The sequence below is a fragment of the Siccibacter turicensis LMG 23730 genome, assembly GCF_000463155.2.
Classification (GTDB): domain Bacteria; phylum Pseudomonadota; class Gammaproteobacteria; order Enterobacterales; family Enterobacteriaceae; genus Siccibacter; species Siccibacter turicensis.
Genome location: NZ_AWFZ01000042.1, coordinates 1 through 18,861 on the forward strand (window position 1 = coordinate 1; position 18,861 = coordinate 18,861).

Here is an 18,861-nt window from a genome sequence, read left to right on the forward strand (position 1 = left end):
GGCCCGGCCGGGGAGGAGATTTACTGCGACAAATACGGACGCATCAAGGTGCAGTTCCCGTGGGACCGCTACGGGACGCAGAATGACCAGAGTTCCTGCTGGGTGCGGGTGAGCCAGGGCTGGGCCGGCGGGCAGTACGGCATGGTGGCCATCCCGCGCATCGGGCATGAGGTGGTGGTGAGCTTCCTTGAGGGCGACCCGGACCAGCCGATCGTCACCGGGCGCACCTACCATGCGACCAACCTCTCGCCTTATCCGCTGCCGCAGCATAAAACACGCATGGTCCTGCGTTCGGACACCCACAAGGGCGATGGCTACAACGAACTCTCGTTCGAAGACGAAGCCGGAAAAGAGGAAGTGTTTCTGCGCGCCCAGAAAAATATGGCGGTGCGGGTGCTCAACTCCAAAGATGAACGCGTGGAGTACAACCGCACCACCAGTATTGGGCATGACGACGAACTGGTGATCGCCAATGACCGTAAGATCACGGTTGAGGGCAACCAGGATCATAAAACCACCGGCAACCGCGTATCGCTTACGGAAGGGGATGTGGGCATCCAGGTAAAAGGCGACCTCGCGCAGAAAATTGCCGGTGTGTTCAGCATCGACAGCGCCGGCGACCTGACCATTCAGAGCGGCAGCAAGCTCACGCTTCGGGTGGGGGGGAGCTTCGTGGTGGTCCATGCCGGTGGTGTGGACGTCAAAGGCCCTGCCATCAACCTTAACTCAGGGGGCAGCCCTGGCGATCTGCTGATCCCGGCGGACCCGGCGATTCTGAAAGCCGCCGCGGCGCAGGGCACGATGTTTGTCGCGCACTGCCCGAAGGAAGATAAGGAAGAGAAGGCATGAGCCAGCAGGTGAAGTATGCAGTGATAGATGGCGCGAATGAGGAGGGGCTGCTTAATTTCCTGGCAGAATATAATCCGCCGCACAGCTGCCTGTATGCCGAACCGTTGCAGCCCGAGCTGATTGCGCTTGCACCCTACCTGCTTGAAGTTACCGAGGAGGTTGACGCCTGGCTTGCGACCAAAACCACACCGTGGGGGATCTATCTCTACGCCGCGGTGATGATGAAAGATCTGCGTCAGCATCTGCGAAAATTTCTTCAGGTCCAGATACCCGGTGAGGAAAAACCCGTCTTTTTCCGCTTCTACGACCCGCGTACCGTTTGGGATTTTTTCTCGGTGCTGACCGACTGGCAAATCCACAGCGTAATGGGCCCAATCGATAAGATTGAAACGGTGTACGAGGGGACAGAACGTGAAGCAGGGTTTGAGGATGTGCGTAAGCAGTTCCCTTTTGCGGCACAAAGCATCCGAAAAGTGTTCGCGCTCGATCAAACCCAGCTGGATGCACTGAATAAACAGGCAGAAGCGCGTTACATTGCAGCCCTGACCGGTGCAACCAAAGTGCGTTATATGCCGGGCATCGCGTCGGTGTCATCCAGCGCCGCTTACGGGTTGCTTGATGAAGAGCGGCGGAGACTCACCGCACTACGTGAACAGCTGGACGCTTCGATTGGCATAACCGTGTCCCAGTGTTTTGCATTCTGTAAATCAAAAGGCATTGAGGATGACCGCTCCATCCGCGGGATGTTGACGCTGATGATGGATAAAAAGGTTTATACGGTTGATGCGATGCCCGAGGGCTGGCTGACCATTCTCAATAACAGCGATGTACCCGGCCACTATCGCGCCGAAACGCTACTGAAGCAGGAATTAGGTCACATTCCACGTTAAAGGAATAGCATATGGCAGGTAATAACTTATCTTTAAAAGCCGGTACTGTTTGCGCTACCTGTAATAACCCGGATCCGTGTTTGCATACTATTACCATCGATCAGTTTGATAAGAAAAAGCACATTTGGCCTGAAGAACAAAAAATTTATCTAAGCCTGCTTGATGATGGGAAGGGTTGTGATGGGACGATCCAATTAGAAAGTAAATGTGGGAAACCAGATTGTCCTGTCGCTACCCTTGAGAATGATGATGAGAAAATACCACTTCAAGCCGGCGCAGCAACGCCGGTGAAGCTATATTTCAAAAAGCCTGGCGACGCATTTTCTCGACCTGTAAAAGTGTCTTCTCTCTGGGATTACTTAGACAATATAGCGCTACCTACAGATATGTTTAGCGAGCCTAATGAATATAACTTGATTACACAGGGCTGCTATCAGTGCAGTAATTACGCTAAAATAGATGTATACCCGACAGTAGAGTTTCAGGTTGGCATTGGTTTTAGCTATGAGCAAAAGGGAAGAGAAAGAACGTGGAAAGAGCGCACGTCAGAAAGAATTGCCGCACAAAAAAACATGAAAAATGCGAAGCCAAAAAATAAGAACAAGCTTCGTAGTGGGTGGACCTTACACACAGATCAGTTTGAGATTGCTAAAGAATATAAAGTTAGTGCTGAATATCAGCTTAACGTAGGCGGTTTTGAACGTTCGAAAGATTTCTCGTATGCAACTAAGAAAATCGAGAGATATAAAACAATACAACAGATTAATAAAATTAAAAAATTTATATCCAACTTAGCAGATAATCTTCTCGAAGATAAGGATTCGAAGGTTAAATCTCGCAAGATGATACCTTTAAATATTAACTTTGCTCCTGTGCAAATGGGCGTGGCGTATGCCTATCAGCGTTTAGATGACATTGTTAATTCAAGTCATTATATCGGTTTTGTAGCAGCGCCATTATTGAAAACTGATTTGAAATTGAACATTTTACCACTGCTGGCAATGTTATCCCGCAATGCCAAAGTTGTTGAGTTTTGCAATAAACTAATCGCATCAAAAGCATTAGATGTTTATATTATGGTTAGTTTGGACCTTCATATTTCAATTGCGGCCACCTTACAAAATCAAAGCTGGGAATTCTTTGAACCCGATGGAAAGGCGTTTACCGGAACGCTTGATACGGGTGAAGGAACCAAGCTACAGGGTGGGTTGACTGGTGAGATATCCGCTGCATATGACAAAGAGGCCCTGTGGGCAAATGTTTCATTCAAATTTCATATTGGCGGCTCAACTAAAATTCAAACGTCTCTTGGAGTAGCGCTTGATAATCACAGTGACGGACTGGATTTAGTTTGTTATCACGATGGCATTGTGATTGATTTGAAATTTGAAACTGAATTTAAGGCCGAAGATAGAAGAGGAGAGTATTTCAATACTAAAAAATCGAAGCAATATGAGGAAAAAATAGTGCTAGGGAAACCTCATGAAATAGAAAATTCGCCTGTGAGAGTTAACTTGTTTGGAAAATCACGGCTAATTGCTTGATATCGTTTTTCTATAATGGCATTATGGAGATTAGCTTTGTCGGCTTTTATTTCATGATAATTAATCTTCATAAGGAATGGTAATGTCTATTAAAACTGCTGTAGCGGCAGGGGTCTTATTACTAGGTTATATTATGACATCCTATACATATGCTTCTGACAATAAAATAAAGATACGTTCCTTATTCAATATAAATAAAGCCTTTTGCGCTATTAAAACCAATGGTGTATTAGGCATGGATAATCGATATTCTGCACTTGAGGGAGTGGGCATGGGCACATCAAGCACTAATGCTATGCTTGCCCTCGAAAATGGAATAAATGACATTACGATCGAAATTGGTGCATTAGGATGGTTCTCTGATGAACATAGCAAACATCAAGTGCGTGATGAATTTAGCCCAGATTCATATTGTAATGTTGCTTTGACGATTTTTTCTGGAGAAGAAAGAAAAACAGTTGCCCAGATAAAGGTTGCAGTCAATGACAAAGGTGTGCCTCAAGCGATAGGGTATGACGAGGGTAAGCAGAAAATCGAGTCAAAAAAAATAGTAGCCTGGCAAGTTGAGGAAGGACACCTTGATGATAAATATTTCATCAAAAATTATTTTCCTAAAGATATGACAATTTATCAATTCACGCAAAAGGTTTCTCTTAAAGGTATTCCGGAATGGCGCTGGGTTAAAGCGACTCCTTTTACCGGCAAACCCGAACAGGTTCAGGCGTTAAAAAATGCGTATGCAGAGTTATGGCGGTTATTTTCAGCGAAAGACAATTACGCCATAAAAAATAACATGAAAGAACTATTAAACGCTTGGGCTATCGCTACTGATTCTGATGTAGATGAATTATATAATAGTCATCAGTTTGTTACTAACTTTAAGGATAAAAGCTTTAGAATGATCCCGATAAATTGGGATGATTATAAAGTTGAAGTAATGAATAAAGGAAGGCTTGTCCGGTTTGTAAATAAATCAGATCCCACTGTATATCCTTTGTCATATTACGTTAAAAATGAAGATGGAGGTAATGATATGCAATGGTTTACCCCTATCTTTTCGCTTGTTGATGGGAAGTTTATTCCGGTAATATAGTATCGACGATTTTAACCTTGCTGCAAAGAATAGCAAATAGCGACAGTATCCTGTCGCTATGCATTTCTATAAAGCGCCTGGAAATCACTAATGCAGAATACCAGACTAAATGCGTTATTCCTTACATTCTTGATGTTTATTTCACCTCTGACATGGTCTCAAAATAGCACTATATCAATTCGGACTATTTTTGATGTTAACTCGGCATTCTGCGCTATAAAAACTAACGGCGTGCTCAATAGCAGTAACAGAAGTGCAGCATTAGCAGGTAGCGGGCATGGGACATCAAGCACGAATTCGATGCTGGCTTTAGAAAATGGTGAAAATGACATTACCTTAGAGTTCGGAGCGCTAGATTGGTTTTCCGATGGCACAGACAAAGGACGATTTCATCCTGACTCATCCTGTACGCTATCGTTAGTGCAGATTAAAGATGGTAAAGCTACGCAATTAGATAATATCAAAGTCACAATTAATAAGGATATGACGCCCTACGTTTCTGAAAGTGGTAATGATCAAGGGCGTATCAGTATCAATGCTGAAAAGATAAAGGCATATCAAGTAGTAGAGGGTCACTTCCCGGAAGATTACTTTAATAAAGACTATTTTCCAGTGAATATGGAATTATACAGGTTCACAAAAAAAATCGTATTACAAGGTCTGCCTGAGTGGAAGTGGGTGAATGCAACTCGCTTCGTAGCAAATCCTGCACAGATACAAGCATTAAAACAGCAATACCAGGATCTTTGGAATGACTTTGCCAGCAGAAATGATGGAGCTATAAAAGCAAAACTGCATGAATCATTACATGCCTGGGCGATAACTACAAAAAGTGAACCGGATGATGTCTACAATGACTTCAATTTTGTGGATGGATTTAAAAATAAAAACTTCAAGATGATCCCCATTAACTGGAACGATTATGAAATTGAGGTGATGAATAAAGGGAGATTGGTTCGTTTTATTAATAAAAGCATACCAACTTATTCACTCTTGACTTATTATATTCTTGATGAGAATGGCAATGAGAGACTTAGAACTTACTCGCCGATATTTTCTTTGGTTGATGGAAGGTTTATCCCTGTAATATAAATATCGCATTCTCTTATTATGTATTTGTATAACTATGTGTAGCGATTGCAAATCGCTGCTATTCACGCATAAATTATAATTCAGGATAGCTTATGTTCAATGCAAGCCTCACCAGGGCATGGTTACTGACATTGCTCGCTTTCACATCTGATATATGGGCCGTGCAAAATAAGCTATCCATACGATCCGTTTTTGATATCAAATCTGCGTTTTGCGCGATAAAGACTAATGATGTGTTAGGCCTCGATAATCGTAATTCAGCTTTAGCTGGCAGGGGGTTTGGAACAGCAAGTACTAATTCCATGCTATTACTTGAGAACGGTATTAATGATATCTCACTGGAGTTAGGTTCAGTGAACTGGTTCGTTAATGACAATCGTCAGAAGAAAGAGGATTTTAATCCTCAAGCTTCTTGTCATGTTTCCCTGATTGCCTATGAAAATGGTAAATCTACAACGTTACAAAGTTTGGATGTGGCAATAAACAGTGACGGCGAACCCTATGATAAAAATGGCAGCGTCAAAGGTCATCAGCAAAGCACAGCTAAAGTAGAGAAAGTCCTGGCAAACGATACTGAGAAAGGGCATTTTCCTGACGATTATTACAATGAGTATGATTACCCGCAGGGGATGTATGTTTATAGATTTACCAGGTCAGTGGAAGTCAGCGGACTGCCTGAATGGAAATGGACTAAAGCAACGCCATACACTGGAACTCCACAACAGCTATTAAAACTTAAGCAGGCATATGAAAATCTATGGGAAGCTTTTGCTTCCCAAAAAGATAGCGTTATAAAAGCTGAGGTGCAAGAAAGTTTAAAGGCGTGGAGTTTCTCTACAGACTCTGATCCCAATAGCATCTACGATGATTTAGAATTTGTGGCTGATTTAAAAAATCCTGGCTTTAAAATGATTCCCATTAAGTGGGAAGACTATAAGGTCGAAGTGATGAATAAAGGGAGGATGGTGAAATTTGTTAATAAATCAACACCAAGCTTCTCACCCATTTCCTATCTGGTTCAGGATGACGAAAATGGTGAAGTTATCGGTACTTATTCGCCCATTTTTTCCATGGTCGATGAGAAATTTATCCCCGTCATCTGATCACAGCATATTGACCAAAACCCGCAACCCTGCGGGACTCACAATAGTCATTTGAATCAGCTTCATTACACGCTTGCATATCCACTCTGAAAAAAGGTGAAAAATGCGTACTCCTGTTAACTGGGCAATAATTGACGCGGCTGCCGAGCCTGCGCTATTCGCTATGCTTGAGGATCTCGATCCTCCCCATGCAAGCCTCTATGCCGATCCCGTACCGGACGAGATTGGTCGTCTGGCGCCCTGGCTGGTGCAGGTCACCCCAGAGGTGCAGGACTGGTTACTGACGCGTGAAACCCCGTGGGGGATCTTCATTAAAAGCGCCGCTGAGATGCCAGCTCTGCGCCAGCATCTGCGGAAATTCCTTCATGTCCAAATCCCGGACGAAGAGAAGCCGGTAATATTCCGCTTCTACGACCCGCGGAATATCTGGCCAATGCTTGAGATACTGACCCCCTGGGATCAGCATTCGTTTTTAGGTCCTGTTGAGGCGATTTCGACGCATTATAAAGGCAGCGAACGTAGCGAAGATTTTGCAGCCCTGCGAGAGCAGTATCCTCGCGGCAGCAGTTCCCGACGCAAGATTATGAAAATTACCCCGCTACAAATGGAACAGCTGGGGGACATTTTCGAACAGCGCTACATCGATCAGCTCATTGAGAAAATGGCTGAATGGCAAGGCAACCCCGGTACGCTGAACGCAGATGGTATCAGCACTACCTTCCGCTGGCTTAAAGCGCAGGGCATTACCGATGACCGCAGCATTCGTGGCCTGTTTCGCCTGTTTTATGAGAAGCAGTGTCTCACGGTCGATTCCTTTCCTCCCCACTACAAAGCCGTGCTGAGTGATGAAGGTGAGGAGGGCGTCTATAAAGCTGAGTCGCTGCTGATACAGGAACTGGGTGACGTTCCTTTATAAGCCGCATTGCATTACTCCCTTCGCACGCTTTCTGCGCAAATCCACACGCTGTGTTATCTGAAAGCATCCCTGTCAGTTTGGGCTGACGTTCTTTGCATATTTAAGGATGAAAAATGACAAGTCTGACGGCGGGTTCGCCATCGTGTAACTGCAAAAATCCTGATACCTGTATTCATGCCTTTACCCTGAAGGTAAAAGACAGGACGTTCACGTACAAACAAAACGGCTTTATCGATTCGGTTGATGCTATCGACGAGGGCGGCAAGGGCGTGCCGTTATCCCTGACCTTAACCGGTAAGGCCTGCGTGTCACACAACCCCAAGTGTCCGCAGGGCGAGATCTACAGCATCGACGAGAGTAAAACCCTTAAAACGTTTAATAACGGCGTCACCAGTTACCCGGCGCGTTTCGACAGCAGCAAAGTGCGCTTCTTCGATCGGTTCGACTCCATCGATTTCCTGGTGGATTACGTACTGGCGAAAGACGTAAAGACCGTGATGCCCAAAACGGCGTACATGCTGCACGTCGGCCAGTGCCGCGGGGAGTCGTTTGTCCAGAAGCCGCTGACGTTTGCCGACGGGGTATCCCAGATTATCAATCTCGCCCCGAGCGGCACGGTGTGGGCCAATATCAATATCTTCCCGGACTTCAAATGGGAAACCAGCGTCTCGATCGGGGCCGGGCAGACGGTGGATGAGTACAGCGACCAGCAGCTTCGCCGGCAGCAGCGGGCGCAGAACGCCAGCGAGGGTATGCCGCAGCGCGGGCATCGCGGCTGGACGCGGCGTCCCCGCTACTCCATCACCAGTTCGCTGGAGATCGAAGGCAAGCTGACCGCCAAAATGGGGGGCCTGAGTCAGGACTACTCCGGCTCGCTGAAAAAGGACTTTGAACGCAAGGCCCAGCGCATTTCGCTTATCAACAAATCGATGCAGACCATCGATACCGTCACCAAAGCGCTGTCGACAAACGACGGCGGCGGGAAAATTAAGCTGCTTAACACCGAAATCCTCTTCCCCAAGCTGGAAATCAAGGGCAGCGGGGAGCTGAAAGAGGACGCCGACTCCAAGTCGCTCTACATCGAAAGGCAGGTATCGCTCGGGCTGGCGCCGCTGGTAGGGATGAAAATCACCCTCGATCTGCTGCAGGCGTTTGCCGCGTGGTATCGCGCGGATGTGGTGCTCGCCGCGGTTCGTGAAGGCCTGGCGTCGGGTGAGCAAAATTATCAGGATGGCGGCAATGCGGCGTTTGTCGGCATGAAGTTCGATTTGGTGGCGGAAGGGGAGGTTGCGCTGACGCTGGCCTTCAAATCTGACGCGAAAAGTAAGTGGGAGTGGCAAAAAGTCGACAGCGCCGAAGCCAAACTGAAGCTGACCATTGAGGCAAATGTGCGTGCGGGCATACGTATTTATATCGCCAACGGGGCGTTAACCGTGGGCGGAAAAGCGGTGGCCGAAGGCTGCCTCGGTTTAGATAACTCTGTGAAAGATAAGCTTGATTTGGTATTTTACCATAACGGCATCGTTGCAAAAGTATACGTCAATTACAACGTTGGCCTGGCGTCGAAATCCGAACGCGTCTCACGACCCCAGGGGCTTCCGGCCAGTACCACATCGACCGGGAAATCAGGGAAGGGCGACAATATTGAAAAGGAGTGGGTGATCCATGACAAGCTGGAAAAGAAAAACTCAACCGCGCGCTTTAATCTCGCTTAGCGCATTACTGGGTTCGTTACTGTTCACGACGTTTTCTGCCAGGGCCGATGAGATGATTACTGAAAAATACCTGTTTTCGTTTAAAACCTATAAAAGCACCTGCCTGCTACGGGTGAATGATTTTCCCGCCGCCGACAGCACCACCGCCGATTTCGGTACCCTGTCAGCCGGCTTCAACCTGACGGCGTTTCTTGAAAACGGGCCGAACACGATTGAACTGCTGATGGGCCCGCAGGATCATGCAGACCCGGATACCCTTTACCCGGACTCCTCCTGCAAGCTTACCGTCAGCAAAGACACAAAAGACAACAGCGAAACCCTGGCCGAGTTTGCCCTGACGGTGGATGCCAACGGGCATATCACCGCGAAAGAGTCGGCGGACTATCAGGGCGGGGCGTTTCACTCCCGGGTGCTGGAAGGCACCACCAAAAATCCCAACGACTTTGGCCTCTATAAGCTTGAGAGCACCGTGACGGCCAAAGGGCTTCCGCGCTGGGCCTGGGCCGATGCCACTCCGGTGAGCGAAAAAGATCTGCCGCTGATCCAGAAAGCCTATGCCGACATCTGGAAGCTGATTCAGGCGCGTGATATGGAGGCGCTGAAAAAGATTACTCGTATCTCCAGCGAAGAGATGGCCTATGCAGAGGGTACCTCGCCCGGCGTTGTGCTGCTCTCCACGGATTTCCCGGAGCACGTGGTGGATAAGCAGTACACCCCGGTGCCGATCGTCTGGGGCGACTATGAGCTGAAAACCTATCGCGGCGGCCGTCTGTTCCGCCTTGCCGCCGGCTTCTTTCAGAACTCGCCGCTGCAGTTCCAGAATGCCAGCGGTGAAGTGGTGTACGTCTATAACCCGTACTTCTCGCTTATCAACGGCAAGGTTGTGCTGGTTCGCTAACCGCGCTGTTACGCCGGGGCGGCCAGCCTGCCCCGGTCTTCATCACCTACCCAATAAGGACATCACAGTATGGGAAACGCAGTAAAAGTCGGTGATACCGGCACCGCCCACGGCAGCCATCCGCCCACGCCGGTCACGGCCGGTTCACCCACCGTCAAGGTTGACGGCATTCCGCTGGCGCGGGTTGGCGATCCGCTGGCCGACCACGGTCATCCGCGCGCCATTGCCGCCGGCTCCGGTACGGTGTTCGTCGACGGTAAACCCGCCGCCCGCACCGGCGATGCGGTGGGCTGTGGCGGCGTCGTGATCGGCGGCGGTACCGTTAATATTGGTTGAAACGCGCCGCTGGCCGTTGACCACCTTCCTCGCTTCTCTCGCCTTCTGATCCACAAGCATTAAAGTTGACCGCGCATCGGGCGATATAGAGATAACCGATGCTGCCGATATCCGGCCCCGTCCGGCGGCAGGGCGCGAGCGCGCCCGCCGTCAACTTCAATAAGGACGTTTATGAACAAAATGCTGTTACTCCTGCTGGCCTGCGCCTCTTTTGGTGCCAGCGCCGACTGCTGGGTGGTGAACAACTTCAAAGGGGAGTTCACCAGCGGGCGCAGCGAGTGGAAATTCCAGAACCTCTATAAACCCAATTACACCCTGCATATCACCATCAACGGCAAAAAAGCCTCGATTATGCCAGGCCCAGGTACCCAGGCGGGCGACCCGCGTACCCTGACGGTGCTCAACCCGACCGCGCTGACCAGCTACCGCAGCATCGACGGTGTCACCGAGATGGAAACCTTCGCCATTCAGGATAAGAAGGTGTTCTACAGTTCCACCATTCAGAATGCTCAGGGCATGGACGAGGCCGGAGTGATTGTGATGGTCGGTGACGTTGCCGGCACCTGCTGATGTGAACTGACGATTCCCTCCTGCCCAACCCCGAGTGGCGCACCGCCGTGACGCCACCCTGCCTGACGCCTGCCTCCTGCCTGTGGCCTCCTGACTTCTGACTGCTCCCTCCTCAATACCTGCCTCTTTCAGAAACCCATACTCCTTTCTCTGTCATTGCTAATAATTCAATACTGCTAAAATACAATTTACGATTGCTTAATAATAAAGTAATTACCCTGGGGTAATATATCGATCAATAATTGATCAATGCATTGTGTTTGTATTGCAGCCGCACAAAATATATTCCATGCCTTCTTTGGTATGATATTATTGTCCCTAACGGAAATCAGTGCCGCTTATTAACGAAACCACTAACGCAGAAGGCGATATTAATCACCGTCTCATACATGATATATCTTTGTGATAAGTCAATTAATTTGCCTTAGGTAATTTAATTATTAATCAATCGCGTTAGTAGAAGTATTTAATGGATGCAATAAGGCACAAAAAATTGCCTTTTTTACTGGATTAACAGATGCAGATCGGGTAAAAAATAGGTTAATTCTTAAAGAATGCACAACAATTGGATAATACCGCTGAGCAACAGGCTTTTCGGGCGGCATTCTGGCAGACCCCATTCGCTGTACTAAGGGAAATCGTTACAAGGAGACAGTAGATATCTATGATCGGACTACCAATATTAGTAGGCTCTGACCCAATAATATTCCTATAGCAATATTGTTTTTGACGGTAAATGAAAGATGGTCATCTGGCTGTTTTTTAAGGTATTTATCGCAAATCAGTAAATGCCTTACAAAGCAATGCTATTGTGGGTTCAAAAAATGCGCACGACGAAAATATCGATTAACCATCGCCTGTTCGTCATGCCTGTAATATACCGCAGGCCCATCTTTTGAACCTTAATGAGTCACTCATAACATGAATCTGGTGTGAGAATATGGGAAAAGGAATTGACGGAGCCTCCGTGGCGCCGAAGGAACGTATTAATATTAAATACGTTCCGGCTACCGGCGGGCAACAGGCTGAAATAGAGCTGCCGCTGACCATGATGGTGATCGGCAATATGAAAGGCCGCACCGAAGAAACGCCGATCGAGGAGCGCCAGACGGTCTCCGTAGACAAAAATAATTTCACCTCGGTAATGAAAGAGGCCAATCTGGAACTGAATTTCCTCGTTCCAAACCGCCTTGAAGAAAACAGCGAAGATGAAATGCCGGTGAAGCTGAATATTGCCTCGCTGGAGGATTTCTCTCCGGATCGCATCGCTGAACAGGTGCCTGAGCTGCGTAAATTACTGGAGCTGCGCGAAGCGCTGGTCGCCCTGAAAGGGCCGCTGGGAAATATTCCGGCGTTCCGTAATCGCCTGCAGGATCTGCTGGCCAGTTCCGAAGCGCGCGAGCAGCTGCTCAAAGAGCTGGATTTAGTGAAACCCGCCGAATAACCACGCGGCAAACCGAAAGGGAATAACACATGTCTACGGTTGAAGAACAACCTCAGGTTGCCGCAGCGGGCGCGTCCTCCTCACTGCTTGATGACATCATGGCGCAGGCGCGCATTACGCCGGTCGATGAGGGCTATAGCGTAGCGAAGCAGGGCATCGCGGCGCTGGTTGCCAACATTCTCGACAGCGGCAATGCGGCAGAGCCGGTGAACAAAGCGCTGGTGGACAGCATGATCGTTGAGCTGGACAAGAAGCTCAGCAAGCAGGTTGACGTGATCCTTCACGCGGCCGAGCTGCAGGAGCTGGAGTCCTCCTGGCGTTCGCTGAAGCTGCTTATCGATCGCACCGATTTTCGCGAAAACATCAAGATCCTCATGCTGCACGCGACCAAGCAGGAGCTGCTGGAGGACTTCGAGTTCGCGCCGGAAATTACCCAGTCCGGCTTCTACAAGCACGTTTACTCCACCGGTTACGGTCAGTTCGGCGGCCAGCCGATCGGCGCGGTGATTGGCGACTACGCCATGACCCAGAGCTCACCGGACATCAAGCTGATGCAGTACGTCAGTGCGGTTGGGGCGATGGCGCATGCGCCGTTTATCTCCTCCGTTGCGCCGACCTTCTTCGGGGTGGACAGCTTTGCCGATCTGCCGACCATCAAAGACCTCAAGTCGGTCTTCGAAGGCCCGACCTACACCAAGTGGCGTTCGCTGCGTGAGTCCGAAGACTCCCGCTATCTGGGCCTTACCGCACCGCGCTTCCTGGCACGTCTGCCGTATGACCCGGTTGAGAACCCGATCAAGGGCTTCAACTACAAAGAGAACATCAGCGCCAGCCACGAGCACTACCTGTGGGGCAACACCGCCTACCTGATGGGCACCGCGCTGACCGACAGCTTCGCGAAATACCGCTGGTGTCCGAACATCATCGGTCCGCAGAGCGGCGGCACCATCTCCGATCTGCCGGTTCACGTCTATGAGGCGATGGGTCAGCTGCAGGCCAAGATCCCGACCGAAGTGCTGATCACCGACCGTCGCGAGTACGAAATGGCGGAAGAGGGCTTCATTACGCTCACCATGCGTAAAGACAGCGACAACGCGGCGTTCTTCTCGGCGAACTCGGTGCAGAAGCCGAAGGTGTTCCCGAACACCCGCGAAGGCAAAGAGGCGGAGACCAACTACAAGCTGGGTACTCAGCTGCCGTACATGTTCATCATCAACCGCCTGGCGCACTACATCAAAGTGCTGCAGCGCGAGCAGATCGGCTCCTGGAAAGAGCGCCAGGATCTGGAGCGTGAACTGAACGGTTGGATCAAGCAGTACGTTGCTGACCAGGAGAACCCGCCGGCAGACGTGCGTAGCCGTCGTCCGCTGCGTGCCGCGCAGATCAAGGTGCTGGACGTTGAGGGTGAGCCGGGCTGGTATCAGGTCGCGATCGCCGTGCGTCCGCACTTTAAATACATGGGCGCCAACTTCGAGCTGTCGCTCGTTGGTCGTCTGGACAAGGAGTAACCGGCATGTCGTCTCTCTCGTCATGGGACAGAGGGAGCGCCGCCAGCCTGTTCGACAGGATCCGGGGCGAAGAGCGCAGCAGCTCGCCGGACGCGCAGTTGACCTCTCTGATTAGCTCGGTGAAACGCCAGCTCGACAGAGTGCTCAATACGCGTCCCGGCAACTGCCGCAGCGCACCGGATCTTGGCGTCATCGATTTAAATGACGCGACGCAGGGCAGTGCCGATATTCGCAGCCGTATTCGCGAAGCCATCCGGCAGTGCATCTGCGACTACGAACCGCGCATCGTGCAGGTGGAGGTGTCGTTCTCGGACAACATCTCCACCCCACTCGAAATGGCCTTTCGGGTGACCGCGCACGTACGCCTCGACGAGCTGGAGCAGGTTACCTCGTTCAACGTCCATATGGACAGCCACCGCCACTACAGAATGATCTGACTATGCAGCTGGAACACTACTTCAGGGATGAACTCGCCTGGCTTCGCCTTCAGGGCCGCCAGTTTGCGCAGGCCCATCCCGAACTGACGCGCTTTTTGTCCGAGCAAACCACCGACCCGGACGTCGAACGTCTGCTGGAAGGCTTTGCGTTTCTCACCGGCAGCCTGCGCGCAAAAATCGAAGACGAGTTCCCGGAGCTGACGCACGGGCTGCTCAACATGCTGTGGCCGAACTACCTGCGCCCGGTGCCGAGCATGACCATCGTGCAGTTTTCGGCCATCCCCGGCGCGCTGGCTCAGCCGGCCTTCGTGGCCCGCGGCTGCCCGCTCGACAGCGTGCCGCGCGACGAGGTGGTGTGCCATTTCCAGACCTGCCACGACATGTGGGTCTACCCAGCGGACATCGCCGACATCAGCGCCCGCAGCGGCAACGACGCCTCCGCCATCACGCTGGATATTGCCCTGCACAGCACCCTGACCCTTGGCGAGCTGGAGCTGGATAAGCTGCGCTTTTACCTCGGCGGCGACGGCTGGACCGCGTATGAACTCTATTTCTGGCTGGCCAGCAAACTCTCCCACATTGAAGTGGAAGTGGACGGCAAGCGTTTCCCGCTGCCTGCCAGCGCCCTGAAAACCATTGGCTTTGACCGGGAAGATGCACTGTTGCCCTATCCGGGTAACGTCTATTCCGGCTACCGCATACTGCAGGAATATTTCTGCTTCCCGGAAAGCTTCTTGTTTTTCCAGATTAAAAGCAGCGACTGGCCGAATCAGCCGATGCCGGTCGAGCGCTTTAAGCTCCATTTTTGTTTTGAAAGCCCGCTTCCGCCGGAGCTGAAGATCCGTAAGGACTCGTTCATGTTGAACTGCGTCCCGGCGATCAACCTGTTCCAGCACGAAAGCGAGCCTATCGATCTTAATGGCCGCCAGGTGGAGTACCCGCTGAAGGCCAGCTACCGCCAGGCCGACAGCTTCGAAATCTTCTCCGTGGACAGCGTGGAGGGCTGGGTAGAAGGGCAGCCGGGCCGCGCGCGCGGCAATCAGCGCCTCTACCATCCGTTCGAGAGCTTCCAGCACCAGATTGAGCGGGCCAAAGGGCGTAAAGCGCTCTACTACCGTATCCGCGTCCGCGAAGCGGTGAACGGCGCCGGGTTTGATCACTCGCTCTCCTTTGTGCGCGGCGACGAAACCGAAGTGGTGGGGCTGGATGAATCCGTGTCCGTGACCCTGACCTGCACCAACCGGGCGCGGGCCGCACAGCTGCTGGTGGGGGATCTCTGCGTCCCGACCGGCGAGTCGCCGACCTTCGCCACGTTTCGCAACATCATCCGTCCGACGCGCCCGCTGCGCCCGGCGCTGGATGGCAGCCTGCACTGGACGCTGATCTCCAACCTGTCGCTGAACTACGTGTCGCTGCTGCGCCGGGATGCGCTGGTGCAGGTGCTGCGCACCTACGACTTCCCGACCCTCTACGACAAGCAGGCGGAGCAGGCCTCGCGTAAGCGTCTGGCCGGAATTGAAGCGATCGTCACCGAACCGGTGGACCGCCTGGTGCGCGGCATGCCGGTGCGCGGGCTGAAGTCGGTGCTGTCGATCCGCCAGTCGGCGTTTGCCAGTGAAGGGGAGCTGTATCTGTTCAGCACCGTACTGGCGCACTTCCTGTCGCTTTACGCCAGCGTAAACGCGTTTCATCTGCTGGAGGTCTACAACCTCGATAACAAGGAGCGTTACCGATGGCCGGTGCAGGCGGGTCAACACTCGATGATGTGATGGACCGCGATGCGCTCGCGCGCTACTCCTTCTACCAACTGGTTGAGCTGCTCAACCGCATGGAGGCGGTGGATCCGGAGCGCGGCCAGGATTTCGATCCGGCCCACGAGCGGCTGCGCTTTAGCGCCACCGCCTCACTCGGGTTTCACCCAAGCGACATCGTCGGGATGTCTCAGGACGACAGCGGCATGCACCACCTGGAGGTGGCGTTTATGGGGCTGCACGGCAGCCAGTCGCCGATGCCGGGCTACTACCTCGACGACCTGGCCTGGGAGTACGCCCAGCAGGAGCCGAAGCTCGGGCTGTTTCTCGACTTCTTTCATCACCGCCTGCTGACGCTGCTGCACCGGGTATGGCGTAAATATCGCTACCACGTGCGCTTTCAGGACAACGGCGAGGACGGCTTTTCGCGCCTGATGTTTGCCCTGGTGGGGCTTGGCAACGACGCGGTGCGCGAAAGCCTGCCGGTGAACCGCGCCAAGATGCTCTCCTACGCCGGGATGCTCGCCAGCCCCAGCCGCTCGCCGGAAGTGGTGGCCGGCCTGGTGATGCACTGCTTCGACCTGGAGAGCGTGGAGGTCGAGGTGTGGCAGGCGCGAAAGGTGCCGGTGTGCGAGGAGCAGCAGAACCGCCTGGGGCGCGCCAACAGCCGTCTGGGCGACGATTTTGTTATCGGCGAACGGGTCAACGACTGCGCCGGTAAGTTTTTACTGAAGATCAACAACCTGAGCTTTAGCGACTTCCTCAGGTTTCTGCCCAACGGCGACCAGTTCGAGCCGCTGGTGCGCTTTGTGTCATTCATCCTGCGCGACCAGCTGGCGTGGGATTTACGTCTGGGGTTTGGTCTGGATCAGGCAAGCGGCATGCGCCTCGGCGATGCGCGCTACGCCAGTCTGGGATGGAGCAGCTTTTTAGGTAACCCACCGGCCGAGCCGTGGGTAACGATATGCGTACAGGAGTAACGGTGAGCGACGGTAATCAGCAACTTGCGCTGTTGGTGCTCAACAGCGAGCAACTGGAAGGGAATTCACAGGTTCAGCATCAGTTTGGACCGGCGGGCGGCACGCTGGGCGGTTCCGATCGCGACGACTGGCAGCTCAAGGAGCGCCTCGGCGCGGTGATGCCCGAGCATGCGCGCATCGAAACGGTGGATGGCCGCTACTGCCTGTGCGACCTCAGCGGTCAGACCTACATCAATGGCGCGACCTCGCCGATAGGCCGCAACCGCCGCGTAGCCCTGGAGCCGGGGGACGAACTGCAGGTCGGCCCGTTCCGTATCCGGGTCTTTATGGGGTCGGTGCAGGTTGAGCCGCAGCTGGACCAGATCATTGGTAACCGTCGTGAAAACGACATCGACGACTGGCTGGGAGACGACTACCGGGGCTTTACCGCGCCGGCGGAAGACCGCCCGGGCCAGGTGAAGCATAACGACCCGATGTGGGTACTACAGCAGGAGCGCAACAGCGCTGCCGCCATGCTCAACGGCACGGCGAGCGTACCGGGAATGGTGCCGCAACTTAACGCGCTTTCGGGCATTGAGGACACGATGGATCAGGAATTTATCGAACTCCCTGACGTGCAGGGATTCAGCAGTCACGATGGCACCGCGAGCGTGTCGCTCTCGCCGCTGATGCAGGGGCTGGGGCAGACGCTGGCTTTTCACGACGACATGAAAGCGCAGGAGATGCTGCATGAGATGGGCAAAACCCTGCGCGCCACGCTGGAAGGGCTGTTGACCCTTCAGGCTGAGCAGGCGGCGCTGGCGGATAAACTGCTGCGCCCGATCGAAGACAACCCGCTGCGTCTGGGGCTGAGCTACGACGATACCCTGGCGCTGCTGTTCGCCGAGACTAAAAGCCCGGTTCACCTCTCCGCCCCGGCGGCGGTGGCCGAAGTGCTGCGCAACATTCGGGTTCACCACGTCGCCAACCAGCAGGCTATCGGCGCGGCGCTGAACAGCATGGTGCAGGCGTTCTCCCCTGACGTGCTGCTCAAACGCTTTAGCCACTACCGTCGCGGCGGAGAAGCGGCACCGATGCACGACGGATGGGCATGGGAGATGTACGAACACTACTTCCAGGAGCTGACCTCCAGCCGTCAGCAGGGCTTCCAGCGACTGTTCCAGCAGGTCTACGCCCAGGCGTATGACCGTGCGGTGCGTGAGCAGCAGGAGCAAGCATAATGCTGAAACCGGCACTGGTTTTTCTGGTGGCGTTGACCCTGAGCGGCTGTACCACGCTCGGCAAAATGGCGGATGTCGCCATGAATCCGGATATCCAGGTGGGGAGCAATAACGATCAGCCCTCCACCGTGGCCTTCAGCATGGTGGCGGAGCCGGATATGAACCCCAATGAGAGCGGCGAGGCCTCGCCGCTGGAGTTTCAGATTGTGATGCTCTCTGAAGACTCGCGCCTGCTCGCCACCGACTTTGACCAGGTGACCGCCGATATCGAAGCGGCGCTGGCAAAAAACTACATCGACCACCAGGACTACACCCTGCTGCCCGGCCAGTTCAAATACCTGCCGCCGGTGAAGCTGGATGAAAAGGTGCGCTACATCGGGGTTATCGCCCGCTACGCCGACCCGGACAGCGCCGAGTGGCGCAAGGTCATCAAGGTGAAAAACACCGGCCATGCCTGGCAGATTCTGGTGCATCTGCGCCTGGATGAAGTCGAACTACAGCTGGAAGAAGAATAA

General features: G+C 52.6%; 18 protein-coding genes. All 18 read left to right on the forward strand.

Going from position 1 to position 18,861, the window contains the following annotated elements; translation table 11 throughout:
* Positions 1-849, forward strand: an 849-nt coding sequence (locus DW58_RS12035; protein WP_029592967.1) for a type VI secretion system Vgr family protein, incomplete at its 5' end; no start/stop codon positions are given.
* Positions 846-1,739, forward strand: coding sequence for a DUF4123 domain-containing protein (locus DW58_RS12040; protein ID WP_024548128.1), 894 nt, complete (start codon positions 846-848; stop codon positions 1,737-1,739). The genes DW58_RS12035 and DW58_RS12040, both read left to right, overlap by 4 nt.
* 11 nt (positions 1,740-1,750) lie before the next feature.
* Positions 1,751-3,283, forward strand: coding sequence for a hypothetical protein (locus tag DW58_RS12045; RefSeq protein ID WP_024548127.1), 1,533 nt, complete (start codon positions 1,751-1,753; stop codon positions 3,281-3,283).
* An 82-nt stretch (positions 3,284-3,365) separates the two neighbouring features.
* Complete coding sequence (locus DW58_RS12050; protein ID WP_035885961.1) at positions 3,366-4,376, forward strand: hypothetical protein; 1,011 nt, start codon at positions 3,366-3,368, stop codon at positions 4,374-4,376.
* 90 nt (positions 4,377-4,466) lie between these two features.
* Positions 4,467-5,468: a hypothetical protein gene (locus tag DW58_RS12055; RefSeq protein WP_024548125.1), complete on the forward strand. Its 1,002-nt coding sequence runs from the start codon at positions 4,467-4,469 to the stop codon at positions 5,466-5,468.
* Between the two features lie 92 nt (positions 5,469-5,560).
* A complete protein-coding gene (locus DW58_RS12060) occupies positions 5,561-6,571 on the forward strand; it encodes a hypothetical protein (RefSeq protein WP_024548124.1) in 1,011 nt (336 codons plus the stop codon).
* A 103-nt stretch (positions 6,572-6,674) separates the two neighbouring features.
* The gene (locus tag DW58_RS12065; protein WP_024548123.1) at positions 6,675-7,487 is read left to right on the forward strand and encodes a DUF4123 domain-containing protein; all 813 of its coding nucleotides are present in this window, start codon (positions 6,675-6,677) and stop codon (positions 7,485-7,487) included.
* A gap of 113 nt (positions 7,488-7,600) precedes the next feature.
* Positions 7,601-9,202, forward strand: coding sequence for a hypothetical protein (locus DW58_RS12070; RefSeq protein ID WP_024548122.1), 1,602 nt, complete (start codon positions 7,601-7,603; stop codon positions 9,200-9,202).
* 52 nt (positions 9,203-9,254) lie between these two features.
* Positions 9,255-10,100, forward strand: a complete 846-nt coding sequence (locus DW58_RS12075; RefSeq protein ID WP_235047747.1) for an IdsF — start codon at positions 9,255-9,257, stop codon at positions 10,098-10,100.
* 69 nt (positions 10,101-10,169) lie between these two features.
* Positions 10,170-10,436 carry a type VI secretion system PAAR protein gene (locus tag DW58_RS12080; protein ID WP_024548120.1) on the forward strand — a complete coding sequence of 89 codons (267 nt, stop codon included), beginning with the start codon at positions 10,170-10,172 and terminating at the stop codon, positions 10,434-10,436.
* A gap of 171 nt (positions 10,437-10,607) precedes the next feature.
* Positions 10,608-11,006 carry a hypothetical protein gene (locus tag DW58_RS12085; RefSeq protein ID WP_024548119.1) on the forward strand — a complete coding sequence of 133 codons (399 nt, stop codon included), beginning with the start codon at positions 10,608-10,610 and terminating at the stop codon, positions 11,004-11,006.
* Positions 11,007-11,946: 940 nt separating this feature from the next.
* A complete protein-coding gene (gene tssB, locus DW58_RS12090) occupies positions 11,947-12,450 on the forward strand; it encodes a type VI secretion system contractile sheath small subunit (protein WP_024548118.1) in 504 nt (167 codons plus the stop codon).
* A 29-nt stretch (positions 12,451-12,479) separates the two neighbouring features.
* Positions 12,480-13,958, forward strand: coding sequence for a type VI secretion system contractile sheath large subunit (tssC, locus tag DW58_RS12095; protein ID WP_024548117.1), 1,479 nt, complete (start codon positions 12,480-12,482; stop codon positions 13,956-13,958).
* A gap of 5 nt (positions 13,959-13,963) precedes the next feature.
* Positions 13,964-14,395 (forward strand): type VI secretion system baseplate subunit TssE, encoded by a 432-nt coding sequence (tssE, locus tag DW58_RS12100; protein WP_024548116.1) that lies wholly within the window; start codon positions 13,964-13,966, stop codon positions 14,393-14,395.
* A 2-nt stretch (positions 14,396-14,397) separates the two neighbouring features.
* Positions 14,398-16,164: a type VI secretion system baseplate subunit TssF gene (gene tssF / locus DW58_RS12105; protein ID WP_029592969.1), complete on the forward strand. Its 1,767-nt coding sequence runs from the start codon at positions 14,398-14,400 to the stop codon at positions 16,162-16,164.
* On the forward strand, positions 16,128-17,126 hold the full coding sequence (gene tssG, locus DW58_RS12110; RefSeq protein WP_024550876.1) for a type VI secretion system baseplate subunit TssG: 999 nt from the start codon (positions 16,128-16,130) through the stop codon (positions 17,124-17,126). The genes tssF and tssG overlap by 37 nt, the downstream gene beginning before the upstream one ends.
* Positions 17,111-18,346 (forward strand): type VI secretion system-associated FHA domain protein TagH, encoded by a 1,236-nt coding sequence (gene tagH / locus DW58_RS12115; protein ID WP_196811679.1) that lies wholly within the window; start codon positions 17,111-17,113, stop codon positions 18,344-18,346. The genes tssG and tagH overlap by 16 nt, the downstream gene beginning before the upstream one ends.
* Positions 18,346-18,861 carry a type VI secretion system lipoprotein TssJ gene (tssJ, locus tag DW58_RS12120; RefSeq protein ID WP_029592971.1) on the forward strand — a complete coding sequence of 172 codons (516 nt, stop codon included), beginning with the start codon at positions 18,346-18,348 and terminating at the stop codon, positions 18,859-18,861. Before tagH ends, tssJ begins: the two co-directional genes overlap by 1 nt.

Bases quoted from the DNA above. Each gene is read 5' to 3' on its own strand.
- DW58_RS12040 (WP_024548128.1), top strand. From the start codon at position 846: ATGAGCCAGCAGGTGAAGTATGCAGTGATAGATGGCGCGAATGAGGAG.
- DW58_RS12045 (WP_024548127.1), top strand. From the start codon at position 1,751: ATGGCAGGTAATAACTTATCTTTAAAAGCCGGTACTGTTTGCGCTACC.
- DW58_RS12050 (WP_035885961.1), top strand. From the start codon at position 3,366: ATGTCTATTAAAACTGCTGTAGCGGCAGGGGTCTTATTACTAGGTTAT.
- DW58_RS12055 (WP_024548125.1), top strand. From the start codon at position 4,467: ATGCAGAATACCAGACTAAATGCGTTATTCCTTACATTCTTGATGTTT.
- DW58_RS12060 (WP_024548124.1), top strand. From the start codon at position 5,561: ATGTTCAATGCAAGCCTCACCAGGGCATGGTTACTGACATTGCTCGCT.
- DW58_RS12065 (WP_024548123.1), top strand. From the start codon at position 6,675: ATGCGTACTCCTGTTAACTGGGCAATAATTGACGCGGCTGCCGAGCCT.
- DW58_RS12070 (WP_024548122.1), top strand. From the start codon at position 7,601: ATGACAAGTCTGACGGCGGGTTCGCCATCGTGTAACTGCAAAAATCCT.
- DW58_RS12075 (WP_235047747.1), top strand. From the start codon at position 9,255: ATGATTACTGAAAAATACCTGTTTTCGTTTAAAACCTATAAAAGCACC.
- DW58_RS12080 (WP_024548120.1), top strand. From the start codon at position 10,170: ATGGGAAACGCAGTAAAAGTCGGTGATACCGGCACCGCCCACGGCAGC.
- DW58_RS12085 (WP_024548119.1), top strand. From the start codon at position 10,608: ATGAACAAAATGCTGTTACTCCTGCTGGCCTGCGCCTCTTTTGGTGCC.
- tssB (WP_024548118.1), top strand. From the start codon at position 11,947: ATGGGAAAAGGAATTGACGGAGCCTCCGTGGCGCCGAAGGAACGTATT.
- tssC (WP_024548117.1), top strand. From the start codon at position 12,480: ATGTCTACGGTTGAAGAACAACCTCAGGTTGCCGCAGCGGGCGCGTCC.
- tssE (WP_024548116.1), top strand. From the start codon at position 13,964: ATGTCGTCTCTCTCGTCATGGGACAGAGGGAGCGCCGCCAGCCTGTTC.
- tssF (WP_029592969.1), top strand. From the start codon at position 14,398: ATGCAGCTGGAACACTACTTCAGGGATGAACTCGCCTGGCTTCGCCTT.
- tssG (WP_024550876.1), top strand. From the start codon at position 16,128: ATGGCCGGTGCAGGCGGGTCAACACTCGATGATGTGATGGACCGCGAT.
- tagH (WP_196811679.1), top strand. From the start codon at position 17,111: ATGCGTACAGGAGTAACGGTGAGCGACGGTAATCAGCAACTTGCGCTG.
- tssJ (WP_029592971.1), top strand. From the start codon at position 18,346: ATGCTGAAACCGGCACTGGTTTTTCTGGTGGCGTTGACCCTGAGCGGC.